Source organism: Streptomyces sp. A012304 (assembly GCF_026008495.1).
Classification (GTDB): domain Bacteria; phylum Actinomycetota; class Actinomycetes; order Streptomycetales; family Streptomycetaceae; genus Streptomyces.
On the sequence record NZ_BQUN01000198.1, the window covers coordinates 21,886 to 41,379 of the forward strand.

Annotated in this window: 19 protein-coding genes; 2 read left to right on the top strand and 17 right to left on the bottom strand. The window is 71.1% G+C overall.

Annotated elements, in window-relative coordinates:
• Positions 1-32 precede the first annotated feature (32 nt).
• The 11 genes from lepB (ALMP_RS39720) to proS form a co-directional block, all read right to left on the bottom strand.
• Positions 33-812 (bottom strand): signal peptidase I, encoded by a 780-nt coding sequence (gene lepB / locus ALMP_RS39720; protein ID WP_264936863.1) that lies wholly within the window; start codon positions 810-812, stop codon positions 33-35.
• Positions 813-909: 97 nt separating this feature from the next.
• Positions 910-1,893 (bottom strand): signal peptidase I, encoded by a 984-nt coding sequence (gene lepB, locus ALMP_RS39725; RefSeq protein WP_264936864.1) that lies wholly within the window; start codon positions 1,891-1,893, stop codon positions 910-912.
• Positions 1,781-2,875: a signal peptidase I gene (lepB, locus tag ALMP_RS39730; protein ID WP_264936865.1), complete on the bottom strand. Its 1,095-nt coding sequence runs from the start codon at positions 2,873-2,875 to the stop codon at positions 1,781-1,783. Before lepB (ALMP_RS39730) ends, lepB (ALMP_RS39725) begins: the two co-directional genes overlap by 113 nt.
• Positions 2,868-3,695, bottom strand: coding sequence for a signal peptidase I (gene lepB / locus ALMP_RS39735; RefSeq protein ID WP_264936866.1), 828 nt, complete (start codon positions 3,693-3,695; stop codon positions 2,868-2,870). The genes lepB (ALMP_RS39730) and lepB (ALMP_RS39735) overlap by 8 nt, the downstream gene beginning before the upstream one ends.
• A 45-nt stretch (positions 3,696-3,740) precedes the next feature.
• A complete protein-coding gene (gene rplS / locus ALMP_RS39740) occupies positions 3,741-4,091 on the bottom strand; it encodes a 50S ribosomal protein L19 (protein ID WP_264936867.1) in 351 nt (116 codons plus the stop codon).
• Between the two features lie 133 nt (positions 4,092-4,224).
• Positions 4,225-5,058 carry a tRNA (guanosine(37)-N1)-methyltransferase TrmD gene (trmD, locus tag ALMP_RS39745; RefSeq protein WP_264936868.1) on the bottom strand — a complete coding sequence of 278 codons (834 nt, stop codon included), beginning with the start codon at positions 5,056-5,058 and terminating at the stop codon, positions 4,225-4,227.
• A complete protein-coding gene (gene rimM / locus ALMP_RS39750; protein WP_264936869.1) occupies positions 5,058-5,600 on the bottom strand; it encodes a ribosome maturation factor RimM in 543 nt (180 codons plus the stop codon). The genes trmD and rimM overlap by 1 nt, the downstream gene beginning before the upstream one ends.
• Before the next feature lie 129 nt (positions 5,601-5,729).
• On the bottom strand, positions 5,730-5,969 hold the full coding sequence (locus ALMP_RS39755; RefSeq protein WP_003973401.1) for an RNA-binding protein: 240 nt from the start codon (positions 5,967-5,969) through the stop codon (positions 5,730-5,732).
• Between the two features lie 5 nt (positions 5,970-5,974).
• Positions 5,975-6,394: a 30S ribosomal protein S16 gene (gene rpsP, locus ALMP_RS39760; RefSeq protein WP_264936873.1), complete on the bottom strand. Its 420-nt coding sequence runs from the start codon at positions 6,392-6,394 to the stop codon at positions 5,975-5,977.
• 337 nt (positions 6,395-6,731) lie between these two features.
• The gene (locus ALMP_RS39765) at positions 6,732-7,328 is read right to left on the bottom strand and encodes a hypothetical protein (protein WP_264936874.1); all 597 of its coding nucleotides are present in this window, start codon (positions 7,326-7,328) and stop codon (positions 6,732-6,734) included.
• Between the two features lie 260 nt (positions 7,329-7,588).
• Positions 7,589-9,004 carry a proline--tRNA ligase gene (gene proS / locus ALMP_RS39770; protein WP_264936875.1) on the bottom strand — a complete coding sequence of 472 codons (1,416 nt, stop codon included), beginning with the start codon at positions 9,002-9,004 and terminating at the stop codon, positions 7,589-7,591.
• 199 nt (positions 9,005-9,203) lie between these two features.
• Between proS and ALMP_RS39775 the strand changes: the two genes are divergently transcribed.
• The gene (locus ALMP_RS39775; RefSeq protein WP_264936876.1) at positions 9,204-10,067 is read left to right on the top strand and encodes a class I SAM-dependent methyltransferase; all 864 of its coding nucleotides are present in this window, start codon (positions 9,204-9,206) and stop codon (positions 10,065-10,067) included.
• 12 nt (positions 10,068-10,079) lie between these two features.
• Here the strand turns inward: ALMP_RS39775 and ftsH are convergent, their stop codons facing one another.
• The 5 genes from ftsH to ALMP_RS39800 all read right to left on the bottom strand — a co-directional run bounded on the left by ftsH (position 10,080) and on the right by ALMP_RS39800 (position 17,943).
• Complete coding sequence (gene ftsH, locus ALMP_RS39780; protein ID WP_264936877.1) at positions 10,080-12,017, bottom strand: ATP-dependent zinc metalloprotease FtsH; 1,938 nt, start codon at positions 12,015-12,017, stop codon at positions 10,080-10,082.
• A 98-nt stretch (positions 12,018-12,115) separates the two neighbouring features.
• A complete protein-coding gene (gene ffh / locus ALMP_RS39785; RefSeq protein WP_264936879.1) occupies positions 12,116-13,678 on the bottom strand; it encodes a signal recognition particle protein in 1,563 nt (520 codons plus the stop codon).
• 178 nt (positions 13,679-13,856) lie between these two features.
• Positions 13,857-16,256: a [protein-PII] uridylyltransferase gene (locus tag ALMP_RS39790; RefSeq protein WP_264936880.1), complete on the bottom strand. Its 2,400-nt coding sequence runs from the start codon at positions 16,254-16,256 to the stop codon at positions 13,857-13,859.
• A gap of 26 nt (positions 16,257-16,282) precedes the next feature.
• A complete protein-coding gene (locus tag ALMP_RS39795) occupies positions 16,283-16,621 on the bottom strand; it encodes a P-II family nitrogen regulator (protein ID WP_030990174.1) in 339 nt (112 codons plus the stop codon).
• Positions 16,618-17,943: an ammonium transporter gene (locus ALMP_RS39800; protein WP_309299609.1), complete on the bottom strand. Its 1,326-nt coding sequence runs from the start codon at positions 17,941-17,943 to the stop codon at positions 16,618-16,620. The genes ALMP_RS39795 and ALMP_RS39800 overlap by 4 nt, the downstream gene beginning before the upstream one ends.
• On the opposite strand from ALMP_RS39800, the gene ALMP_RS39805 reads away from it, so the two are divergent.
• On the top strand, positions 17,861-18,046 hold the full coding sequence (locus ALMP_RS39805) for a hypothetical protein (RefSeq protein WP_264936928.1): 186 nt from the start codon (positions 17,861-17,863) through the stop codon (positions 18,044-18,046). The genes ALMP_RS39800 and ALMP_RS39805 overlap by 83 nt on opposite strands.
• Before the next feature lie 238 nt (positions 18,047-18,284).
• Here the strand turns inward: ALMP_RS39805 and ALMP_RS39810 are convergent.
• Positions 18,285-19,494: hypothetical protein (locus tag ALMP_RS39810; RefSeq protein ID WP_264936881.1), on the bottom strand; the 1,210-nt coding region annotated here is incomplete at its 5' end.

Consider the following 19,494-nt stretch of genomic DNA (forward strand, 5'->3'; position numbering starts at 1 on the left):
ACTCAGCAGACACCGGCCCGGCGGACGTCGGCTCAGCGGGCACCGGCGGGCTCCGGACGGGTGGCGGTGCGGCGCCGGGAGGCCCGCGCCGCGATCGGACCGTACGCGCCGCCGCCGAGGACGAGCACCGCGCCCACGACGATCAGCCAGACGATCACGCGCAGCGGCCCCGGCTGGGACAGCGCGCCCAGCGTCTCGAAGCCGGTGGGCCGCTGGAGCATGCCCTCCATGGGCCAGACGACGGCCTCGACGCGGGCCGTGACGGCGCTGCGCGCCACCGTGCCGCTGGCGGCGTCCGAGAGGTGGGCGGTGGAGTCCAGCGAGCCCTGACGCTCGTCGCCGAGCAGGAACAGCCGGCCTTCGGGGACCTTCACGGTCGGGATGCTCTTGATCTCGGCGGGGCTGCCCGCAGGCAGATACGGCTCGTCGATCTGCTTGCCGTTGACGGTCAGCTTGCCCTCGGTGCAGCAGGAGACGGTGTCGCCGCCGACCGCGACGACCCGCTTGACCACGGGCGCGTTGTCCGCCCAGGTCTTGTCGGTGAAGACGACGACGTCCCCGCGGCGCACGTCGGCGCCGTCCACGACCTCGGCCAGCACCCGCTGACCGGCCTGGATCGTGGGGCTCATGGAGCCGGTGGGCACGGTGTACGGCCGGTAGACCAGGGCTGCCCAGCCGAACCCGCCGAGGAACAGCACGAGGCCCAGCGCGACCGCCACACCGGACAGAACCTGTCCGGTCCGGCTGCCCACCGGGCCACTGCTGGTGCCGCCGCTGCGCGGGGCCGTACGCGTCGTGCTCTCGCCACCCATGGATCCGCACCCTACCCGGCGGTACCGAGCGGGGTCAGCCCTTCCTCGGCGGCCGGGGCCGCATCCTTGGGAAAGGGTTTGCCGAGGCCGGGCGGGATCAGCGGGTCTCGGCCGCCTTCGCCCGCCGACGGCGCCACAGGGCCACCGGGACGACACCGGCGAGGGCGAGGCCCTCCGGGGCGACGGTCAGGGCGGTGGAGGCCGCCGACTGGGCGCTCAGGCCCTTCTGGTCGAAGGTGTCCGGCACGGGCAGGGTGCCCCAGCGGTTGATCGGCCAGGCCTTGACGATGGCGCGGCCGACGACCTGGTCGACGGGGACCATGCCGTGGTTCTTGTCGCTCTGGTTGTAGCGGGAGTCGCGCGAGTTCTGGCGGTGGTCGCCCATGACCCAGAGGTAGCCCTTGGGCACCTTCACGGAGAACTGGCCGCCCTGGTCGTCCTGGCTGCACGGCGTGTTGCCCGGGTACACGTACGGCTCGTCGAGCGCCTTGCCGTTGACCGTCAGCGGGCCGGTGCCCTTGCAGGCGACGGTGTCACCGCCGACGCCGACCACCCGCTTGATCAGGTCCTTCTCCTCGGCGGACGGCATCAGGCCGATCCAGCTGAGGAAGGTCTGCACGACGTTCGGCTCCGGGGTGGGCTCGCCGGCCAGCCACTCGTCGGGGTCGTGGAAGACGACGACCTCGCCGCGCTCGGGCTCGGAGCCGAACCACGGGGTCAGCTTGTCCACCAGGACCCGGTCACCCTTCTGGAGGGTGTTCTGCATCGAGTCGGAGGGAATCGAGAACGCCTGCACCAGGAACGTCTTGATCAGCAGCGCGAGGACGAGCGCGATACCGATCAGGATCGGCAGCTCCTTCCAGAAGGAGCGCGGCTTCTTCGGCTTCGGGGCCGGGTCGCCCGGTCCCTGCCGCCCGTCCTCGGGGGGCTGCCCGTCCCCCGGCCCGCCGTCCCCGGCCGCCGGGTTCTCATTCCCGGAGGTCACGACGCCGTCCACGGCCGGGTCGGCCGCGTCCACAGGGTGTCCGCGGTGCTCCTCGCCGTCGTGCCCGGACCGTGCGCCAACCGCCACATCCCCCACGCCAACTCCTTACTCTGTGCCGCCGCCTGCCCCAGATACGGCGCAGGCCCACCACTCCCATAACGAGCGGGAGTTCCGCAGGGCTCGGGAGTCGGATCGTTCCGTTCGGATCGTCGGGAGCAACCCTATGCGACGGTTCGGAGGACGCGGTGGTCCTGACGACCGAGTCGGTCACCGCGGAGAAGGTCTGTGGCTCGTTGAGGCGGTTCCAGTGACCCAGCGGCCAGGCGATGACCATGGCCCGTCCCACCACCTCGTCCACCGAGACCGTGCCGCCGTAGTCCGTGTCCTGGTGGGCCCGTGAGTCCGCGGAGTTGTCCCGGTGGTCGCCCATCACCCACAGCCGGCCCTGGGGGACGGTGATGTCGAACGGCGTGCTGGAGGGCGCGTTCCCGGGATACAGGTACTCCCCCTCGTTCAGGGGAACGCCGTTGACGGTGACCCGTCCTTGCGCGTCACAGCACTGGACGCGGTCGCCGCCCACGCCGACGACCCGCTTGATGAGGTCCTTCTCGTTGTCGGAGGGCAGCAGACCGATGAAGGTGAGCCCTGCCTTGATCTGCTTGACGACGATGGGGTCGTCCTTCTTCGTCGTCGTCTGCTCGTCCTGGAGCCAGCCGCCGGGGTCCTTGAAGACGACGACGTCCCCGCGCTCGGGCTGGGAGCCGAACCACGGGGTGAACTTGTCGACCAGGACCCGGTCGCCGATCTGGATCGTCTGCTCCATGGAGCCGGACGGGATGACGAAGGCCTGCACCAGGAAGGTCTTCAGGACCAGGGCTATCAGGACGGCGACGCCGACGAGGAGCGGGATCTCCCGCACCGCGCTGCGCCGGCGCTTGCGCTTGACCTTCCGCTGGAGTTTGCGCCGCTCCGCGCGCGTGCGCCCGCCGCCGGGGCTGGAGGTGCGCCGGGCGCCGGTGGGCAGGAGGTTGTCCGCGGGACTGCTGGGGACGCCGCGAGGCTTGCCGCGGTTACCCATGGGCGCCCACCACGGTGTCATGAGCGCCCACGGCGGTGTCGGGCACTCCGACGGCGGTGTCGGGCACCCCCACGACGGTGTCGTCCGTGCGCGCGTCGGGCACAGGCGTCGCGTGCGCGCTCGCGTCCGGCACGCGTGCGTAGGCGCTCGGGCGGTGCAGACGGCCGAGGTGGGCGAACGGCCAGACGATCCAGTCGGCGCGGCCGATGACCTCGTCCACCGGGATCATGCCGCCGCCCGGTGACCCCAGGTGGTCGCGGGAGTCGCTGGAGGCGCTGCGGTGGTCGCCGAGGACGAAGAGGGTGCCGTCGGGCACCTCCACGTCGAAGGCCACCGTGGACGGGCTGTCGCCCGGGTAGAGGAACGTCGACTCGTCGACCGGCCGGCCGTTCACCTGGATCCTCCCCTCCTTGTCGCAGCAGACGACATGGTCTCCCCCCACACCCACAACGCGTTTGATGTAGTCGGCGTCCCCGAAATACCCCGTGCCGTCGAACACAACCACGTCCCCGCGCCGCGGCTCGGCCCCGAAGCGGTATGCCAACTTATTTACGAGAACGCGGTCGCCGATCCTCAATCCGTTCTCCATGGATCCGCTGGGAATCTGGAACGGTTTGACCACGAAAGCGTTGAGGCCCAGCAAAAACAGCAGGCAGAGCAGCAGGGTGAGACTGATCCGTCCGCCGGGCAGCCAGTCGCCGATCCGCGCCAGCAACGACGAACGCGACCGTTCCTCCGGTCCCTCGGCGTCCGGGATCGCTCCGGAGGCGGAAGGGCGGGAGGAGCGGTCGCGCTCCGTCGGCTGTGCTTCGGTGTCCATCGGGGCCAGATGCTATCCGGCCCCGCCGGGAACTCCCGAGCGCGCTCAGTTGTCGCGCTTCTCCTTGATCTTCGCGGCCTTGCCGCGCAGCTCGCGCAGGTAGTACAGCTTGGCGCGACGCACGTCACCGCGGGTGACGAGCTCGATCTTCTCGACGATCGGGGTGTGCACCGGGAAGGTGCGCTCGACGCCGACGGAGAAGGAGACCTTGCGGACCGTGAAGGTCTCGCGGACGCCGGCGCCCTGACGGCGGATCACCACGCCCTTGAACTGCTGCACACGGGAGCGGTTGCCCTCGATGACGCGGACGTGGACGTTGACGGTGTCACCCGGGCGGAAGGCCGGGACGTCGCTGCGCAGCGACGCGGCGTCGAGAGAGTCGAGCAGGTGAGACATTTCGTCTGCTTTCTTCGCTGATGCCACAGGTCATCAACGGCACTAGAGGTGGTGTACGAGTGTGGTGCGGGCCGGGGCGGGCGTCGTGTCCCCCTGTGGCAGGGGCGCACGCCGGACTGCGCACAACAGCGACCTATTCTTCCACGCCCTCGGTCCTGCGCCAAAATCGGCCGTACGGCTGACCTTCGGGGTCGGGTGCCCAGCCCAGGATGGAGAGCATCTCGCGGTCCTTCTTGTCGAAGGCCTTGGGGTCGGCGCGCTCGATCAGGTCGGGCCGGTGGGCCGTCGTACGCCTGAGGGCCTCGTCACGGCGCCAGCGGGCGATCTTGCCGTGGTGGCCGCTGAGGAGGACGTCGGGGATGTCCCGCCCGCGCCACCGGGGCGGCTTGGTGTAGACGGGGCCTTCGAGGAGGTTGGCCATGGCGCCGGGCGCGAAGGAGTCGTCACGGTGCGACTCGGCGTTGCCCAGCACCCCGGGCAGCAGCCGGGCCACGGCCTCCGTGACGACGAGGACGGCCGCCTCACCGCCGGCCAGGACGTAGTCGCCGATGGAGACCTCGTAGACCGGTATCCGGGCGGCGTACTCGTCGACGACGCGGCGGTCGATGCCCTCGTAGCGGGCCGGCGTGAAGATCAGCCAGGGGCGCTCGGACAGCTCGACGGCGAGGTCCTGGGTGAAGGGCCGGCCGCTGGGGGTCGGGACGACGAGCGCGGGGGCGTGCGCGCCGGTCTCGTAGCCGTCGGCGAGGACGGAGTCCAGGGCGTCGCCCCAGGGCTCCGTCTTCATGACCATGCCGGGCCCGCCACCGTACGGCGTGTCGTCGACGGTGTTGTGGCGGTCGTACGTCCACTGCCGCAGGTCGTGCACATGGACGTTGAGCTGTCCACGCGCGCGTGCCTTGCCGACCAGCGAGACGTTCAGCGGGTCGAGGTACTCGGGGAAGATCGTGACGACGTCGAGGCGCATCAGGACTTGTCCCGGGACGACGCGATCTCGGCCCTGTCGTCGATGAGGCCGGGGGGCGGGTCGATGACCGCCTTCTGCTCCTCCAGGTCGATCTCCGTGACGATCTCCGCGACGAAGGGGATCATCACCTCGCTCCCGTCGGGACGCTCGACGATGAAGAGGTCCTGGGAGGGCAGGTGGGAGATCTCGGTGATCCGGCCGACCTCCGTGCCGTCCGCGGTCACCACGTCGAGGTCGATGAGCTGGTGGTCGTAGTACTCGTCCTCGTCCTCGGGGAGCTCCTCCGGGTCCACCTCGGCGATCAGGAGGGTGTTGCGCAGGGCCTCGGCGGCGTTGCGGTCGCTGACGCCCTCGAAGCGCAGGAGGAGGCGGCCGCTGTGCACCCGGCCGGTCTCGATCGTGAGCGGACCCGCCGTGGCGGGGTCCGTGAGCAGTACGGCGCCGGGTGCGAGCCGCAGCTCCGGCTCATCGGTGCGGACCTCCACGGTGACCTCGCCCTTGATGCCGTGGGCACGGCCGATCCGTGCGACTACGAGCTGCACTTTTCGAAGATCTCCTGTCGTACCTGTCGGGTCTGTCGAGTCTGCCGGGTCTGTCGTGACGGCTCGAACGACTGCGGGCCGGGGACGGCCCAGTGGCCCTCCCCGGCCCGAGCCGGTGCTGCGAATGCGTCAGCGGACGTGATCGACGTCGACGAGGTCGACGCGGACACCGCGGCCGCCGATGGCGCCCACGACGGTGCGCAGGGCGCGTGCGGTGCGGCCGTTGCGACCGATCACCTTGCCGAGGTCGTCCGGGTGGACCCGGACCTCGAGCACACGCCCGCGGCGCAGGTTGCGCGAGGCGACCTGCACATCGTCAGGGTTGTCGACGATGCCCTTCACGAGGTGCTCAAGCGCCTCTTCGAGCATGCTGCTCAGGCCTCGGTCGACTCGGACTCAGCCGCGGCCTCGTCCTTCTTCTCAGCCTTCTTCTTCTGGGTGATCGCCTCACCCTTGCCCTCGTCGTCGCCGCCCAGGGCCTCGAACGACGGGCGCGTCTTCTTCGGCTCGGCGACGAGCAGCGGAGCCGGGGCGGGCTCGCCCTTGAACTTCTGCCAGTCGCCGGTCTTCTTCAGGATGGCGAGCACGGGCTCGGTCGGCTGGGCGCCGACACCGAGCCAGTACGCCACGCGGTCGGCGTCCACCTCGATGACCGACGGGTTGTAGGTCGGGTGGTACTTGCCGATCTCCTCGATGGCCCGGCCGTCACGGCGGGTACGGGAGTCGGCGACGACGATGCGGTAGTGAGGCGAACGGATCTTGCCCAGACGCTTCAGCTTGATCTTGACTGCCACGGGAGTGGGTTCTCCTGGATTTGACGTGGTTGGGCACGGCGAGAATGCCGCGTGGGGTTGCGGTACCCGAGTGCCCGATGGACGCGTCAGCCGGAGGAGAGAGGGGTCCTGTGCGGCTGTCGAGTACAGCTAGTCATTGTGCCACACCCGGCGGGTCACCTTGGGCGGCGGGCTCTGCCGGGGCATGCCTGGGAGGCGCCCGGCGCGATGGCGCCCCAGGTGGGCCGGGGCGGCCCGGTGCCGCGAGGTGCCGCCCGCGCCCACCGCGACGGACGGCACCCCCCTTCTCCATGTCCACGCCCGAACCGGCAGCCACGAGATGCCGGTGCTCATGGAGTCATGCCGCGCCCATGACCTCCGGGATGCGGAACGGCTTGCCGCAGCCGCCGCACACGATCGGGGCCTGGGCCAGGACCGACGGGACCACCCGGACGTTGCGGCCGCAGTCACAGACCGCCTTGACGCGGACGCCACCGCCGGAGGAGCCGTGGCGGGCCGCGGGGCCGCGGAAGGCGCGGGTGGTCTCGGAGGAGGTGGCCGCCACATGGGCCTTGAGGGCCCGCTGGAGGCGCTCGATCGTCGGGCGGTAGCGGCGCTTGGCCTCGGGATTCAGTGTGACCAGCGAGAAACCGCTGCTGGGGTGCGGCTCCTCTGGGTGGTCCAGACCCAGTTCCTCGGCGATCGCGAGGAATCTGCGGTTGTGGTAGCGGCCGGCGCGGGAGGTGTCGCGGACGCCGCGGGCGGCGGCGATCCCGTGGACTGCCTCATGGAGCAGTCGCTCGAAGGAGAGCTCGTGACCGCAGGCGGACGACGACTCCCCGATCAGGGACTCTGGCGCGGCAAGGTCCGGCAGCTCGGGGTGGTACCGCTGAATGTCGGCCCACGCCTGTGCCAGCTCTGCGGCGAGAACAGGTGGTGTCTGTGTCGTGCTCACGTAATGACAACGAGCGGGGGTGCCCCTGTGTTCCTATTCCGGGGCATCCCAAATAATTTGCACGTACCCGTCAGTTGCCCCTCATGTGTCCCGACGAGGGCGGGTGCGCTGATCTGCGGAGAAGCCGCACAGCTCATCCCAAGCCGGTGCGTAGTCCTGCATACGCCCCGGCGCGTAGACACTGTCCACGCGCCGGGGGACGGATGTGCGACGGAGGCGCAAGAGGCCTTTCGGTCGCGCTCGCGGCGGAGGGCGCCGTCTCAGTAAGCGCGTGCCACGATCGCGACGTTACCGGGGGCGTCGCCGTCGTCCGGCACCGACCCGTCCTCGGCGACCAGACACCGTACGGTCACCGCGTGCTCGCCCAGCTTGGCCTCGCCCTCCTCGCCGAGCGTCGCCCACGGGATGCGCGCCCAGCCGCCGGCGGTCGCCGCCTCCACGGCCTCCTCGATCGTGGACACGTCCGCCGTACGGGACTCCCGGCGCTCACGCGACTGCTTCAGCAGCAGCGCCTGGTCCTCCTCCAGCATCGTGGGCAGCAGGCCGACGAGCGCGTCCAGGGACACAGGCTCCTTGCCGCCGGGAATGCGGCGGGCCAGCATCGCGGTGCCGTTCTCCAGGTCGCGCGGGCCGATCTCGACGCGCACCGGCACACCCTTGAGCTCCCAGTCGACCGCGCGCCGCCCGAAGGGGATGTCGGTACGGTCGTCGACCTGGACCCGGACGCCGGCCGCCCTCAGCCGGTCGCCGACCTCGCGGACCTTGGCCAGAACCGCCTCGTCGCCCTTGATCGCCAGCACCACGGCCTGGATCTGCGCCAGCCGCGGCGGGACACGCAGCCCGTCGTCGTCGCCGTGCGTCATCACCAGCGCGCCGATCATGCGGGTGGTCGAGCCCCAGGAGGTCTGCCAGACGTGCTCCTGGGTTCCGTCCTTCGACAGGTACCGGGTGTTGAAGGCCCTGGCGAAGTTCTGGCCCAGCTCATGGCTGGTGACCATCTGCAGGGCCTTGCCGTCGCCCATCATGCTTTCGCAGGTGAGGGTGTTGATGGCGCCCGCGAACCGCTCCTTGGCCGTCTTGCTGCCGGAGACGAAGTCGATCGCGAGGACGTTCTCCAGGAAGTCCCCGTAGACGTCGCGCTGGATGTGCGCGGCGAAGTCGCGGGCCTCCTCGTAGGTGGCGTGCGCGGTGTGGCCCTCCTGCCACAGGAACTCCGAGGTGCGCAGGAAGAGACGGGGCCGCAGCTCCCAACGGACCACGTTGGCCCACTGGTTGATCAGCAGGGGCAGATCACGGTAGCTCTGCACCCACTTGGAGAAGTACTCGTTGATGATGGTCTCGGAGGTGGGCCGCACGACCGCCGGCTCCTCCAGCTCCTTGCCGCCGCCGTGCGTGACCACCGCCAGCTCGGGCGCGAAACCCTCGACGTGGTCGGCCTCGCGGGTGAGGTACGACTGGGGGATCAGCAGGGGGAAGTACGCGTTCTGGGTGCCCGTCTCCTTGATGCGGGCGTCCATCTCCGCCTGCATGCGCTCCCACAGCCCGTACCCGTACGGTCGGATCACCATCGTGCCGCGCACTGGGCCGTTGTCGGCCAGCTCGGCCTTGGCGATCAGATCCTGGTACCAACGCGGGAAGTCGTCCGCCCGCGGCGTGAGAACGGGTGCCTTTGCCATGGCGCGATGGTACGGGTCCAGGTTGCCGTCATGTGAAATCTCGCCACACACGCGGGCCGTGCGCAAGCGGGGCTCCGCAACCCCTGGACGCGGGGTCGAGTGGGGAGTTACCTGACATACGGGAGGGAGTGCGGGCGCACTGACGGGGACCCCCCGAACGGGGAAAGCGGCAGACTCTCGGCGGATTGGGGCGCTTTTCATGACACCTACGCTCGTGCGGCAGCACCTGCCTCGGACGGGGCCGCCGGTGCCCCACGCGGATCCGGGTGCACGCGCGCGTGACTGGTCCGAAATCCAGGAGCGGATGCTCGTCCCGCTCTACGAGGCCGTCTACGAGCGACTGGAAGTGGGCCCCGGCACACGGCTGCTGGGCCTCGGCTGTGGCTCCGGGCTCGCCCTGCTGATGGCGTCCTCGAGAGGCGCCGACGTCACCGGTGTCGAGACCTCCTCCCCCGAACGGCTGGCCCTGGCACGGCAGCGGCTGGAGCCGGCCGAGGCACGGGACGCACGCGCGCGTGCGCGGACCCGGCTCGTGGACGGCTCACCGCTGGACGCCGCCGACGCGCAGACACCCGCGTACACGCTGGTGACCGCCTTCGAGCCCATCGGCTGCCTCGCCGGGGACGCGGAGGGGCTCGTGGAACTGCTCTCGGCCGCCACACCGCTCGCCGCGCGCGGCACGCCCGTGGTGCTGGCCGGCTGGGGTCCGCCGGAGCGCTGCGCCACCTCGTCCGTGCTGCGGGTCGCCACCAAGCTGGCGGATCCCGAGCGGGGCGCGGGGAGTTGGCGGCCGCCCCTGCGCGACGACCTGGAGGAGGTCGCCCACCGGGCCGGGCTGCGGCCGGACGGATCCGGGCGCGTGGCCTGCCCGTTCGGCTACGCCGACGTGGACAGCGCCCGCAAGGGCCTGCTGTCCACGGGCCTGTTCGACGCGGCGATCACCGCCACCGACCAGGAGCGGGTGGACAAGGAGGTGACCGAGGCGCTGCACCCCTACCGGCGGCCCGACGGCACGGTGTGGATGCCGAACGTGTTCCGCTACCTCATCGCGCGCGTGCCCTGAGCGTCGGCGCCCTCACCCGTCGTTCTCCTTGGTGAGCCGTACGATGCCCGCGATGCGGTAGGCGTCCGCCTCCTCCAGCGTCTCGTCCTCCAGCAGCGCCAGCGCGAGGGCGTCCAGTTGCCCGCGGTGGTCGTGCAGCTTGCGGCACGCCTCCTCGTAGCACTCCTCGACGATGCGGCGCATCTCGCTGTCGATGACGTCGAGGGTCTGCGGGGCGGCCGCGAGCCCGTAGGCCTGCTGGGCGTCGCTCGGCAGGGCGGAGAGGCGGCCGACGCGCTCGCTCATGCCCCAGCGGCCCACCATCCCGCGCGCGATGGCGGTGACCTGTTCGAGGTCGCTCTCCGCACCCGTGGTGACGACCCCGTAGACCACCTGCTCCGCCGCCATGCCGCCGAGGGCGCCGATGATGCGGCCGCGCAGGTACTCCTCCGAGTGCGCGTACCGCTCCACCTCGGGGGTCGACATGGTCACCCCCAGCGCCCGGCCGCGCGGCACGATGGTGATCTTCCGGACGGGGTCGGCGCCGGGCTGGAGCATCCCGAGAAGGGCGTGCCCGCTCTCGTGGTACGCGGTGCGACGGCGGTCCTCCTCGGGCATCACCAAGGTGCGTTCGGCGCCGAGCTGCACCTTCTCCAGCGCCTCGGACAGGTCGGAGCGGGTCACCTGGTCCTGTTTGCGCCGGACGGCCAGCAGGGCGGCCTCGTTGGCGAGATTGGCCAGATCCGCGCCCGTCATGCCCGGCGTCACCCGCGCCACCTGGGCCAGGTCCACGTCCGGGGCGAGCGGGATGTCCCGGGTGTGGATGCCGAGGATGGCCTCGCGTCCGCCCCGGTCGGGCGGGGAGACGTTGACCACCCGGTCGAAGCGGCCGGGCCGGGTCAGCGCCGGGTCCAGGATGTCGGCACGGTTCGTCGCCGCTATGACGATCACGCCCTCGGTGCCGGAGAAGCCGTCCATCTCGGTGAGGATCTGGTTCAGCGTCTGCTCGCGCTCGTCGTGCCCGCCCACCGAGGCGCCGCCGCCGCGGACGCGTCCGATGGTGTCGATCTCGTCGATGAAGATGATCGACGGCGCCACCTTGCGGGCCTCGGCGAACAGCTCCCGGACGCGGGACGCGCCGACGCCCACGATCATCTCGATGAACTCGGAGGCGGAGGCGGAGAAGAAGGGCACGCCCGCCTCGCCGGCCACGGCCCGCGCCAGCAGGGTCTTGCCGGTGCCGGGCGATCCCGCGAGCAGCACACCGCGCGGCATCTTGGCGCCCATCCGGCGGTAGGCGTCGGGGTGCGCGAGGAAATCGACGACGTCGTCCAGCTCGCCCTTGACCTCGTCGATGCCGGCCACGTCGGCGAAGGTCGTGCGCTGACGGCCGGGCCGCAGCTCCACCGGCTGGGGCGGCCCTCTGCGGCCGAGCATGCCGCCCGCGCCGCCGAGTCCCGCGCCCGCCCGGCGGACGAAGAAGATCCACACCGCGACCAGGAGCACGATCGGGATCAGGGAGATCAGCAGGTTGGAGAGCAGGCCGCGTTCCTTGACGACCGGCTCGGCGGTCACCGTCACGCGCTGACCGCTGAGCTGCTGCCAGAGGTCGTCGTCCGCGAAGGCGGGGCGCTGGGTCTTGAACTCGGTGTACCGGCCGTCGCCGTCCGGGTTGTCCCGGGCGTCCTTGAGCCGGCCCTGGATCGCGTCGCCCTTGGAGTAGACGGTGGCGACGTTGCCGTCGTCGACCTGTCTGCTGAACTCGGTGTACGAGATCGTCGGCTCGTCGCCCTCGCCGAAGTAGTTCAGTCCGGCGTAGGCGATCAGGAAGACGATCACCGCGGTGACGAGCAGGCCCCACCACCGGCCGCGCGTCCTGCGGCCTCCGGACGGCTGCGGCGCCTCGTCCGGGGTTCCTTCGGTGCGCCACGGCTGCTCAGGGGCCTTACGGGGTGGCGCGGCATTGCCCATATCTGGACGTTACGGCACATGACGGGCCTCGGCATGCGCTGAGGGCGCCTTCCCGGGGGAAGGCGCCCTCAGCGGCTTGCGGTCCGGGTCGGTCCCGGTCAGCCCATGAACTTCTTGAACTCGTCCGGAAGCTCGAAGTCCTGGCCGGCCTGCTGGCCCGGCAGGCCGAAGGCGCCGCCGGGAGCGCCACCCTGGGCGGCGGCCGCGCGCCGGGCGGCCTCCTCCTGCTCCTGCTGCTTGCGCTTCATCGGGTTGCCGGAGCGCTGCTTGCCCTTGGCCTTCTTCGGCTGCTTCTTGGTGCGGCCCGGGCCGCCACCCATGCCCGGCATCCCCGGCATGCCCGGCATCCCGCCGCCCTGGGCCATGCGGGACATCATCTTGCGGGCCTCGAAGAACCGCTCGACCAGACCCTTGACCGCGCTGACCTCGACACCGGAGCCCTTGGCGATACGGGCGCGGCGCGAGCCGTTGATGATCGTCGGGTCCTGGCGCTCGGCCGGGGTCATCGACTTGATGATGGCGGCCGTGCGGTCGACGTCCCGCTCGTCGAGGTTGTTGATCTGGTCCTTGATCTGCCCCATGCCCGGCAGCATGCCGAGCAGCTTGGAGATCGACCCCATCTTCCTGACCTGCTCCATCTGGGACAGGAAGTCGTCCAGGGTGAAGTCCTGGCCCTTCTTGGACGCCAGCTTGGAGGCCATCTTCTCGGCCTCTTCCTGGCTGAACGTCTTCTCCGCCTGCTCGATCAGGGTGAGCAGGTCACCCATGTCGAGGATGCGGGAGGCCATCCGGTCCGGATGGAAGGCGTCGAAGTCGTCGAGCTTCTCGCCGTTCGACGCGAACATGATCGGCTTGCCGGTGATCTGGCGGATCGACAGGGCCGCACCACCGCGGGCGTCACCGTCGAGCTTGGAGAGCACCACGCCGTCGAAGCCGACGCCGTCACGGAAGGCCTCGGCCGTGTTGACCGCGTCCTGACCGATCATGGCGTCGACGACGAAGAGGATCTCGTCGGGGCCGACCGCGTCACGGATGTCGGCGGCCTGCTGCATCATCTCCTGATCGATACCGAGACGACCCGCGGTGTCGACGATGACGATGTCGTGGACCTTGGACTTCGCGTGCTCGATGGAGTCCTTGGCGACCTTGACCGGGTCGCCCACGCCGTTGCCCGGCTCGGGCGCGTAGACCGCGACGCCCGCGCGCTCGGCGACGACGCTGAGCTGGTTGACGGCGTTGGGTCGCTGGAGGTCACAGGCGACCAGCAGCGGCGAGTGGCCCTGCTCCTTCAGCCAGCGGCCCAGCTTGCCCGCGAGGGTGGTCTTACCGGCACCCTGGAGACCGGCCAGCATGATCACGGTCGGCGGCTGCTTGGCGAAGCGAAGACGGCGGGTCTCGCCGCCGAGGATCGTGACGAGTTCGTCGTTGACGATCTTCAGGACCTGCTGGGCGGGGTTGAGCGCCCGGGAGACCTCGGCGCCGAGGGCGCGCTCCTTGACGTTCTTGATGAACGTCCGCACGACCGGCAGGGCGACGTCGGCCTCGAGGAGGGCGATACGGATCTCGCGCGCCGTGGCGTCGATGTCCGCCTCGGACAACCTGCCTTTGCCGCGGAGGTTTTTGAAAGTCGCGCTGAGGCGGTCGGAGAGGGTATCGAACACGGTGGCGTCGGTCCTCGGAAGTCGGGGGCGGAACTGGGCTGCCCTCCAGGGTATCCGGCCTGGCAAGCAAATCGTCCCTGACCCAGGGACGCGGACCCCGCGGCGGGGGCGCCGGGACGGCCGGCCGCGGCACCGCGTCGGCGGCGCCGGGACGGCCGGCCACGACCTGACCGCGAGGTCACCCCCGCAGCGTCTCCTCCAGCTTCCGCGCCACCGCCGCCGCCTCGTCCCCGGGCAGGGGCGATCCGTCCGCTCCTGTGACGTAGAAGGCGTCCACCGCGTTCGCGCCCAGCGTGCTCACGTGCATGCTCCGCACCCGCACCGCCGCGTCCTCCAGGGCCCGCCCGATCCGGAACAGCAGCCCCGGCGCGTCCTGGGCGCGCACCTCGATGACCGTGGCGTGCCGGGAGGCCGCCGGGGCGACCGTCACCCGGGGCGGGGGCGCGACCACGCCCCGCCGCCTCGGGTAGGCCGCGTCGCGTTCGGCGAGCCGGCCGGCGATGTCCAGCGAGCCGTCGAGCGCGCGCACCAGGTCGGCGCGGAGCCGGGCGGCCTGGGGCAGGGAGCCGTACTCGGCGGCGACCCGCCAGTCCAGCAGCAGGACGGAGCCGTCGACGCCGTCGGGGAGGTCCAGGGCGCGCAGCTCCGCCGTGCGGACGGTCAGCCGGTGCATGGCCAGCACACCGGCCACGGCCGGCAGCACGCCCGCCTGGTCCGGTACGGCGATCAGCAGCTCCACGCCGAGTGGTTCCGGATCGCCGGCCGACTGCTCGGCGGGATCGGACGGCGGCTCGGTCTGGGCCCGCAGCGACAGCACGGGGCTGCCGGTCGCGACGGCCTCGATGGCGAGCCGCTCCTGCTCGGCGGTGGGCGCGGCGGCCTCGGGTTCCTCGGGCGTGTCCCCGGCGAGCACCGCGGAGACCCGTTTGACCAGGTCGGCGACGAGCGAGCCGCGCCAGGAGGACCAGGCGGCCGGGCCGGTGGCCAGGGCGTCCGCCTCGGTCAGGGCGTGCAGCAGCTCCAGCGTGCCCTGCGAGCCGACCGCCTCGGCGACCGAGCGCACGGTGGCCGGGTCGTCGAGGTCGCGCCGGGTGGCGGTCTCCACCAGCAGCAGGTGGTGGCGTACGAGGGTGGCGAGGACGGTCACGTCGTCGCGGTCGAAGCCAATGCGGGCGGCCACGTCCTTGGCGATGATCTCGCCGGCCACGGAGTGGTCGCCGGGCCAGCCCTTGCCGATGTCGTGCAGCAGCGCGGCGACCAGGAGGAGGTCGGGGCGGCTGACGCGGCGGGTGAACTCGGAGGCGCGCACGGCGGTCTCGATGAGGTGCCGGTCGACGGTCCACACGTGGACGGCGTTGCGTTGCGGCCGGCAGCGCACCCGCTCCCAGTCGGGCAGCAGCCGGGTGATCAGGCCCTCGGCCTCCAGCGCCTCCCAGACCTCGATGGTCGGGCGGCCGGAGCCGAGCAGGGTCACGAGCTGTTCGCGGGCTTCGGCGGGCCAGGGCGTGGGCAGGGGGCGCACGGTGGCGGCGAGGTGTCGTACGGCGTGCAGGGAGAGCGGGAGGCCGGCCTGGGCGGCGGCGGCCGCGGCGCGCAGGGGGAGCACTGGGTCGCGTTCGGGGCGGGCGGCGCGGGCGAGTACGACCTCGCCGTCCTGTTCGACGACGCCCTCGGCCAGGGGAGAGCGTTCGGCCACCGGCTTGCCGCCGCCGAGCATGGCGCGCAGCCTCGGCCGCACGGCGCGCGACCTGAGCACGCGCCCCACTTCGCGCCAGGTGACGTCACTGGCGTAGGAGATGACCCGGGCGGCCTCGTAGACCTGCCGCAGGAGGGTGTCGGCGTCGAGGAGGCCGAGTGCCTCGGCGACCTGGTCCTGTTCCTGGAGGGCGAGCCGGTCGGTGGCCCGGCCGGTGGTCAGGTGGAGGGCGTCCCGGACGTCGAGGAGGCGGCGGCGGGCGTCGTCGAGTCCTTCGCGCGGGGCGTCGGCGAGCCAGGAGGCGGCGACGGCGCGGAGTGCGGTGGCGTCCCTGAGGCCGCCGCGGGCCTCCTTGAGGTCCGGTTCGAGCAGGTACTGGAGTTCGCCCTGGCGTTCGGCGCGCTCGGCGCACAGTTCCTGGAGTTCGGGCAGGCGTTTGGGCGCCTGGTTGCGCCAGTCGGCCAGGACGGCCGTGCGCAGTCCGGCCGTGAGGCCCAGGTCGCCCGCGAGGTGGCGGGCGTCGAGGAGGCCGAGTTGGACTTTCAAATCCTCTCCGGCCGTCTTGCGGGCCTCCGCCGGTGTCCGCACGGAGTGGTCCAGGGCGAGGCCGAGGTCCCAGACGGGGTACCAGAGGCGGTCGGCCAGGGCGGCGACGGCCTGGGGGGCGCTGCCGTCGTGGAGGAGGAGCAGGTCGAGGTCGCTGCGCGGGGAGAGTTCGCCGCGGCCGTAGCCGCCGACGGCGACCAGGGACACGCCCCGCAGCTCCTCGGCGCCGGCGGTGAAGAGTCCCGCCAGCCAGTCGTCGGTCAGTTGGGACAGGGCCGCCGCGTAGCCGCTGGGTCCGGAGTCCTCTGCATCCTTGCGCACGTCCGTACTCGTCACCCAGTGGCTCCTGTTCTGTTCTGCGGTCAGAGCGCGTCCGGGCCGCGCTCGCCGGTGCGGACCCGGACGGCCGTCTCGACCGGGAGGGACCAGACCTTGCCGTCACCGATCTTGCCGGTGCGGGCCGCCTTGACGATGACCTCGATCAGCTGTTCGGCGTCGTCGTCCTCGGCCAGCACCTCGATACGGATCTTGGGGACGAGGTCGACGGTGTACTCGGCACCGCGGTAGACCTCGGTGTGTCCCCGCTGACGACCGTAACCGCTGGCCTCGGTGACCGTCAGTCCGTGGACGCCGAACGCCTGGAGGGCTTCCTTGATCTCGTCGAGCCGGTGGGGCTTCACGACGGCGGTGATGAGCTTCATGCGTCCACCTTCTTGGACTCGGTCGCGACCGGGGCGGGGACGGACCGGGCGGCTCCGCCGCCGGCGCCGCTGAAGTCGTATGCGGTCTCGGCGTGCTCGGCCTGGTCGATGCCGGCCACCTCGTCGTCCTCGGAGACCCGCATGCCGATGGTCTTGTCGAGGGCGAAGGCGAGGACCGCGGAGACGATCAGCGAGTAGGCCAGGACACCGCCGACACCGGCGAGCTGCTTCCACAGCTGGTCGAAGCCGTGGTCGCCGTAGAAGACACCGGTCGCGGTGGACTGGCCCTTGCCGGTGGCGAAGAAGCCGATGAGCACCGAGCCGATGACACCGCCGACGAGGTGGACGCCGACGACGTCGAGGGAGTCGTCGTAGCCGAACCTGTACTTCAGGCCGACGGCCATGGCGCACAGCAGACCGGCGATGGCGCCGACGGCGATCGCGCCGAGCGGGGAGACCGCGCCGCCCGCCGGGGTGATGGCGACCAGACCGGCGACCGCGCCGGAGGCGGCGCCCAGCGTGGTGAACGCGCCGTGGCGGATCTTCTCGTAGACGAGCCAGGCCAGCATGGCGGCGGCGGTGGCGACCTGCGTGTTGACGAACATCAGCGCGCCGACGCCGTCGTCGTTGCCGAGCCACGAGCCGGCGTTGAAGCCGAACCAGCCGAACCACAGCAGACCGGCGCCGAGCATGACCAGCGGGAGGCTGTGCGGGCGCATCGGGTCCTTCTTGAAGCCGACGCGCTTGCCGATGACCAGGATCACACCGAGGGCCGCGGCACCGGCGTTGATGTGCACCGCCGTACCGCCGGCGAAGTCGATGACGCCCAGTTCGAAGGCCCAGCCGCCGGTGCCCCAGACCCAGTGCGCGACCGGGAAGTAGACGACCGTGGCCCACAGGGCGATGAACAGCGCCCAGGCGCTGAACTTCACGCGGTCGGCGAGGGCACCGCTGATCAGGGCCGGGGTGATGATCGCGAACATCAGCTGGAAGACCATGAACACGAAGACCGGGATGGTGTAGCCGGGCCACAGTTCGGTCAGGCCGATGTTGCTGAGGCCGACCCAGTCGCCGTTCCAGCCGATGAGGCTGCCGGAGTCCGTGCCGAAGGCGAGGGAGAAGCCGTACAGGACCCACAGGATGGTGACGATCCCCAGGCTGATGAAGCTCATCATCAGCATGTTCAGGGTGCTCTTGACACGGACCATGCCTCCGTAGAAGAAGGCCAGGCCCGGTGTCATGAGCATCACCAAGGCGGAACAGATGAGCATGAAGCCTGTGTTGGCGGACGACAGCGTGGGTGCGTCCGCCGCAAGCGTGATGGCGGCTGATGCCATCGGCGTCTCCTCGTCGAATTGGTACGGCCCCGTGCGGGCGAAGCCTGAGCGGATTGAGGGGTGGGCCGGTTATGCGCCACGAGATTGACGCAGCGCGGTTTCGGTGGAAGCCCCTCGTTGTTTCGCCGCCGTGACGAAGGCGCCGTGCGTGTTACGCGTCGATGAACTGGCGGATATCGCGCGAGTCGATCGTTATCGTGGCGCAACCTTAACCGGAGGAAGAGAACCGGCCGCGGGCGGCCTTCCGATGACCTGGCACGGGGGAGCCGAGTCGGGCAGTTCGGGAGGGCCGGCCGCGGCCGGGGTTCAGGGGTTTTCGCCGGGCGTCAGACCGCTTCCGCGGTCTCCGGCAGCTCGACGGCGAGCCGGTCGGTGAGATCGACGACCTCGGAGACGTCCCCGAAGTCGCGTACGGCGGTGTCGACGGTCTTTCGGATACGAGTGTTGACGCGTTCGGAGCGGACCTTCTTGGCTTCTTTCATCGCCCGCGCGGCCAGCACGGCGCTCTGCTCGGGCTGGCGGCGCAGCAGGTGGACGGTGGCCATGCCGATCAGGTTCAGCACGTACGACCGCTGGTGGTCGGGGTCGTCGGCGAAGCGGTCCACGGCCTGCTGCATCAGGGGTTCGGCCAGCGAGGCGTAGGCGGGACTGCGGCCGGCGACATAGGCCAGGTCGCGGTAGGAGTGGGAGTTCTCGCCGTACAGCTCGGCCTTGGAGAAGAAGCGGATCCAGTCGGGGTCGGGCTCGTCCCACTCGTCCACTTCGGCGAAGGTGTCCTCGGCCATCCGGACCGCCCGCTTGCACCGGCCGGGCTGCCCCATGTTGGCGTAGGCGCGGGCTTCCATCGCATACAGCATCGACTGGGTGCGCGGGCTCGCGCAGTCCCGGCTGCCGTACTGCGCGAGGTGGATCAGCTCCAGGGCGTCGTCGGGCCGCCCGAGGTGGATCATCTGGCGGCTCATGCTGGAGAGGATGTACGAGCCGAGGGGCCGGTCGCCGGCCTCCTTGGCGGCGTGCAGCGCGAGGACGAAGTACTTCTGCGCGGTGGGCTGGAGCCCTACGTCGTAGCTCATCCAGCCGGCGAGTTCGGCCAGCTCGGCGGCGACCTTGAAGAGCTTCTTCGCGGTGGCCTCGGGCTGGGGCTCCTGGAGCAGGTCGGTCACCTCGTGGAGCTGGCCGACGACCGCCTTGCGGCGCAGGCCGCCGCCGCACTGGGCGTCCCACTTCCGGAACATCACGGTGGTGGACTCCAGCAGCTCCAGCTCGGGCCGGGAGAGTCGGCCGCGGGCCCGGCTGGTCGGGACGGGCTCGGACGCCTCGGCCGGGGCGGGCGGGGAGGGGACGAGCCAGCGCTGCATCGGCTCGATGAGGGACGGGCCCGCGGACAGGGCCAGCGAGGTTCCGAGGAAGCCGCGCCGCGCCAGCATCAGGTCGCTGCGCGAGAACTCGCTGAGCAGGGCCACCGTCTGCGGGCCCGTCCAGGGCAGGTCGACGCCGGTCGCGGCGGGTGCCTGCCGCGCGGCGCGCAGACCGAGG

Excerpts from the sequence above, each read along its gene's own strand:
- lepB (WP_264936863.1), bottom strand. The coding sequence starts at position 812 with ATGGGTGGCGAGAGCACGACGCGTACGGCCCCGCGCAGCGGCGGCACC.
- lepB (WP_264936865.1), bottom strand. The coding sequence starts at position 2,875 with ATGGGTAACCGCGGCAAGCCTCGCGGCGTCCCCAGCAGTCCCGCGGAC.
- lepB (WP_264936866.1), bottom strand. The coding sequence starts at position 3,695 with ATGGACACCGAAGCACAGCCGACGGAGCGCGACCGCTCCTCCCGCCCT.
- rplS (WP_264936867.1), bottom strand. The coding sequence starts at position 4,091 with ATGTCTCACCTGCTCGACTCTCTCGACGCCGCGTCGCTGCGCAGCGAC.
- trmD (WP_264936868.1), bottom strand. The coding sequence starts at position 5,058 with ATGCGCCTCGACGTCGTCACGATCTTCCCCGAGTACCTCGACCCGCTG.
- ALMP_RS39755 (WP_003973401.1), bottom strand. The coding sequence starts at position 5,969 with ATGCTCGAAGAGGCGCTTGAGCACCTCGTGAAGGGCATCGTCGACAAC.
- proS (WP_264936875.1), bottom strand. The coding sequence starts at position 9,004 with ATGGCAAAGGCACCCGTTCTCACGCCGCGGGCGGACGACTTCCCGCGT.
- ALMP_RS39775 (WP_264936876.1), top strand. The coding sequence starts at position 9,204 with ATGACACCTACGCTCGTGCGGCAGCACCTGCCTCGGACGGGGCCGCCG.
- ftsH (WP_264936877.1), bottom strand. The coding sequence starts at position 12,017 with ATGGGCAATGCCGCGCCACCCCGTAAGGCCCCTGAGCAGCCGTGGCGC.
- ALMP_RS39795 (WP_030990174.1), bottom strand. The coding sequence starts at position 16,621 with ATGAAGCTCATCACCGCCGTCGTGAAGCCCCACCGGCTCGACGAGATC.
- ALMP_RS39805 (WP_264936928.1), top strand. The coding sequence starts at position 17,861 with ATGAGCATCACCAAGGCGGAACAGATGAGCATGAAGCCTGTGTTGGCG.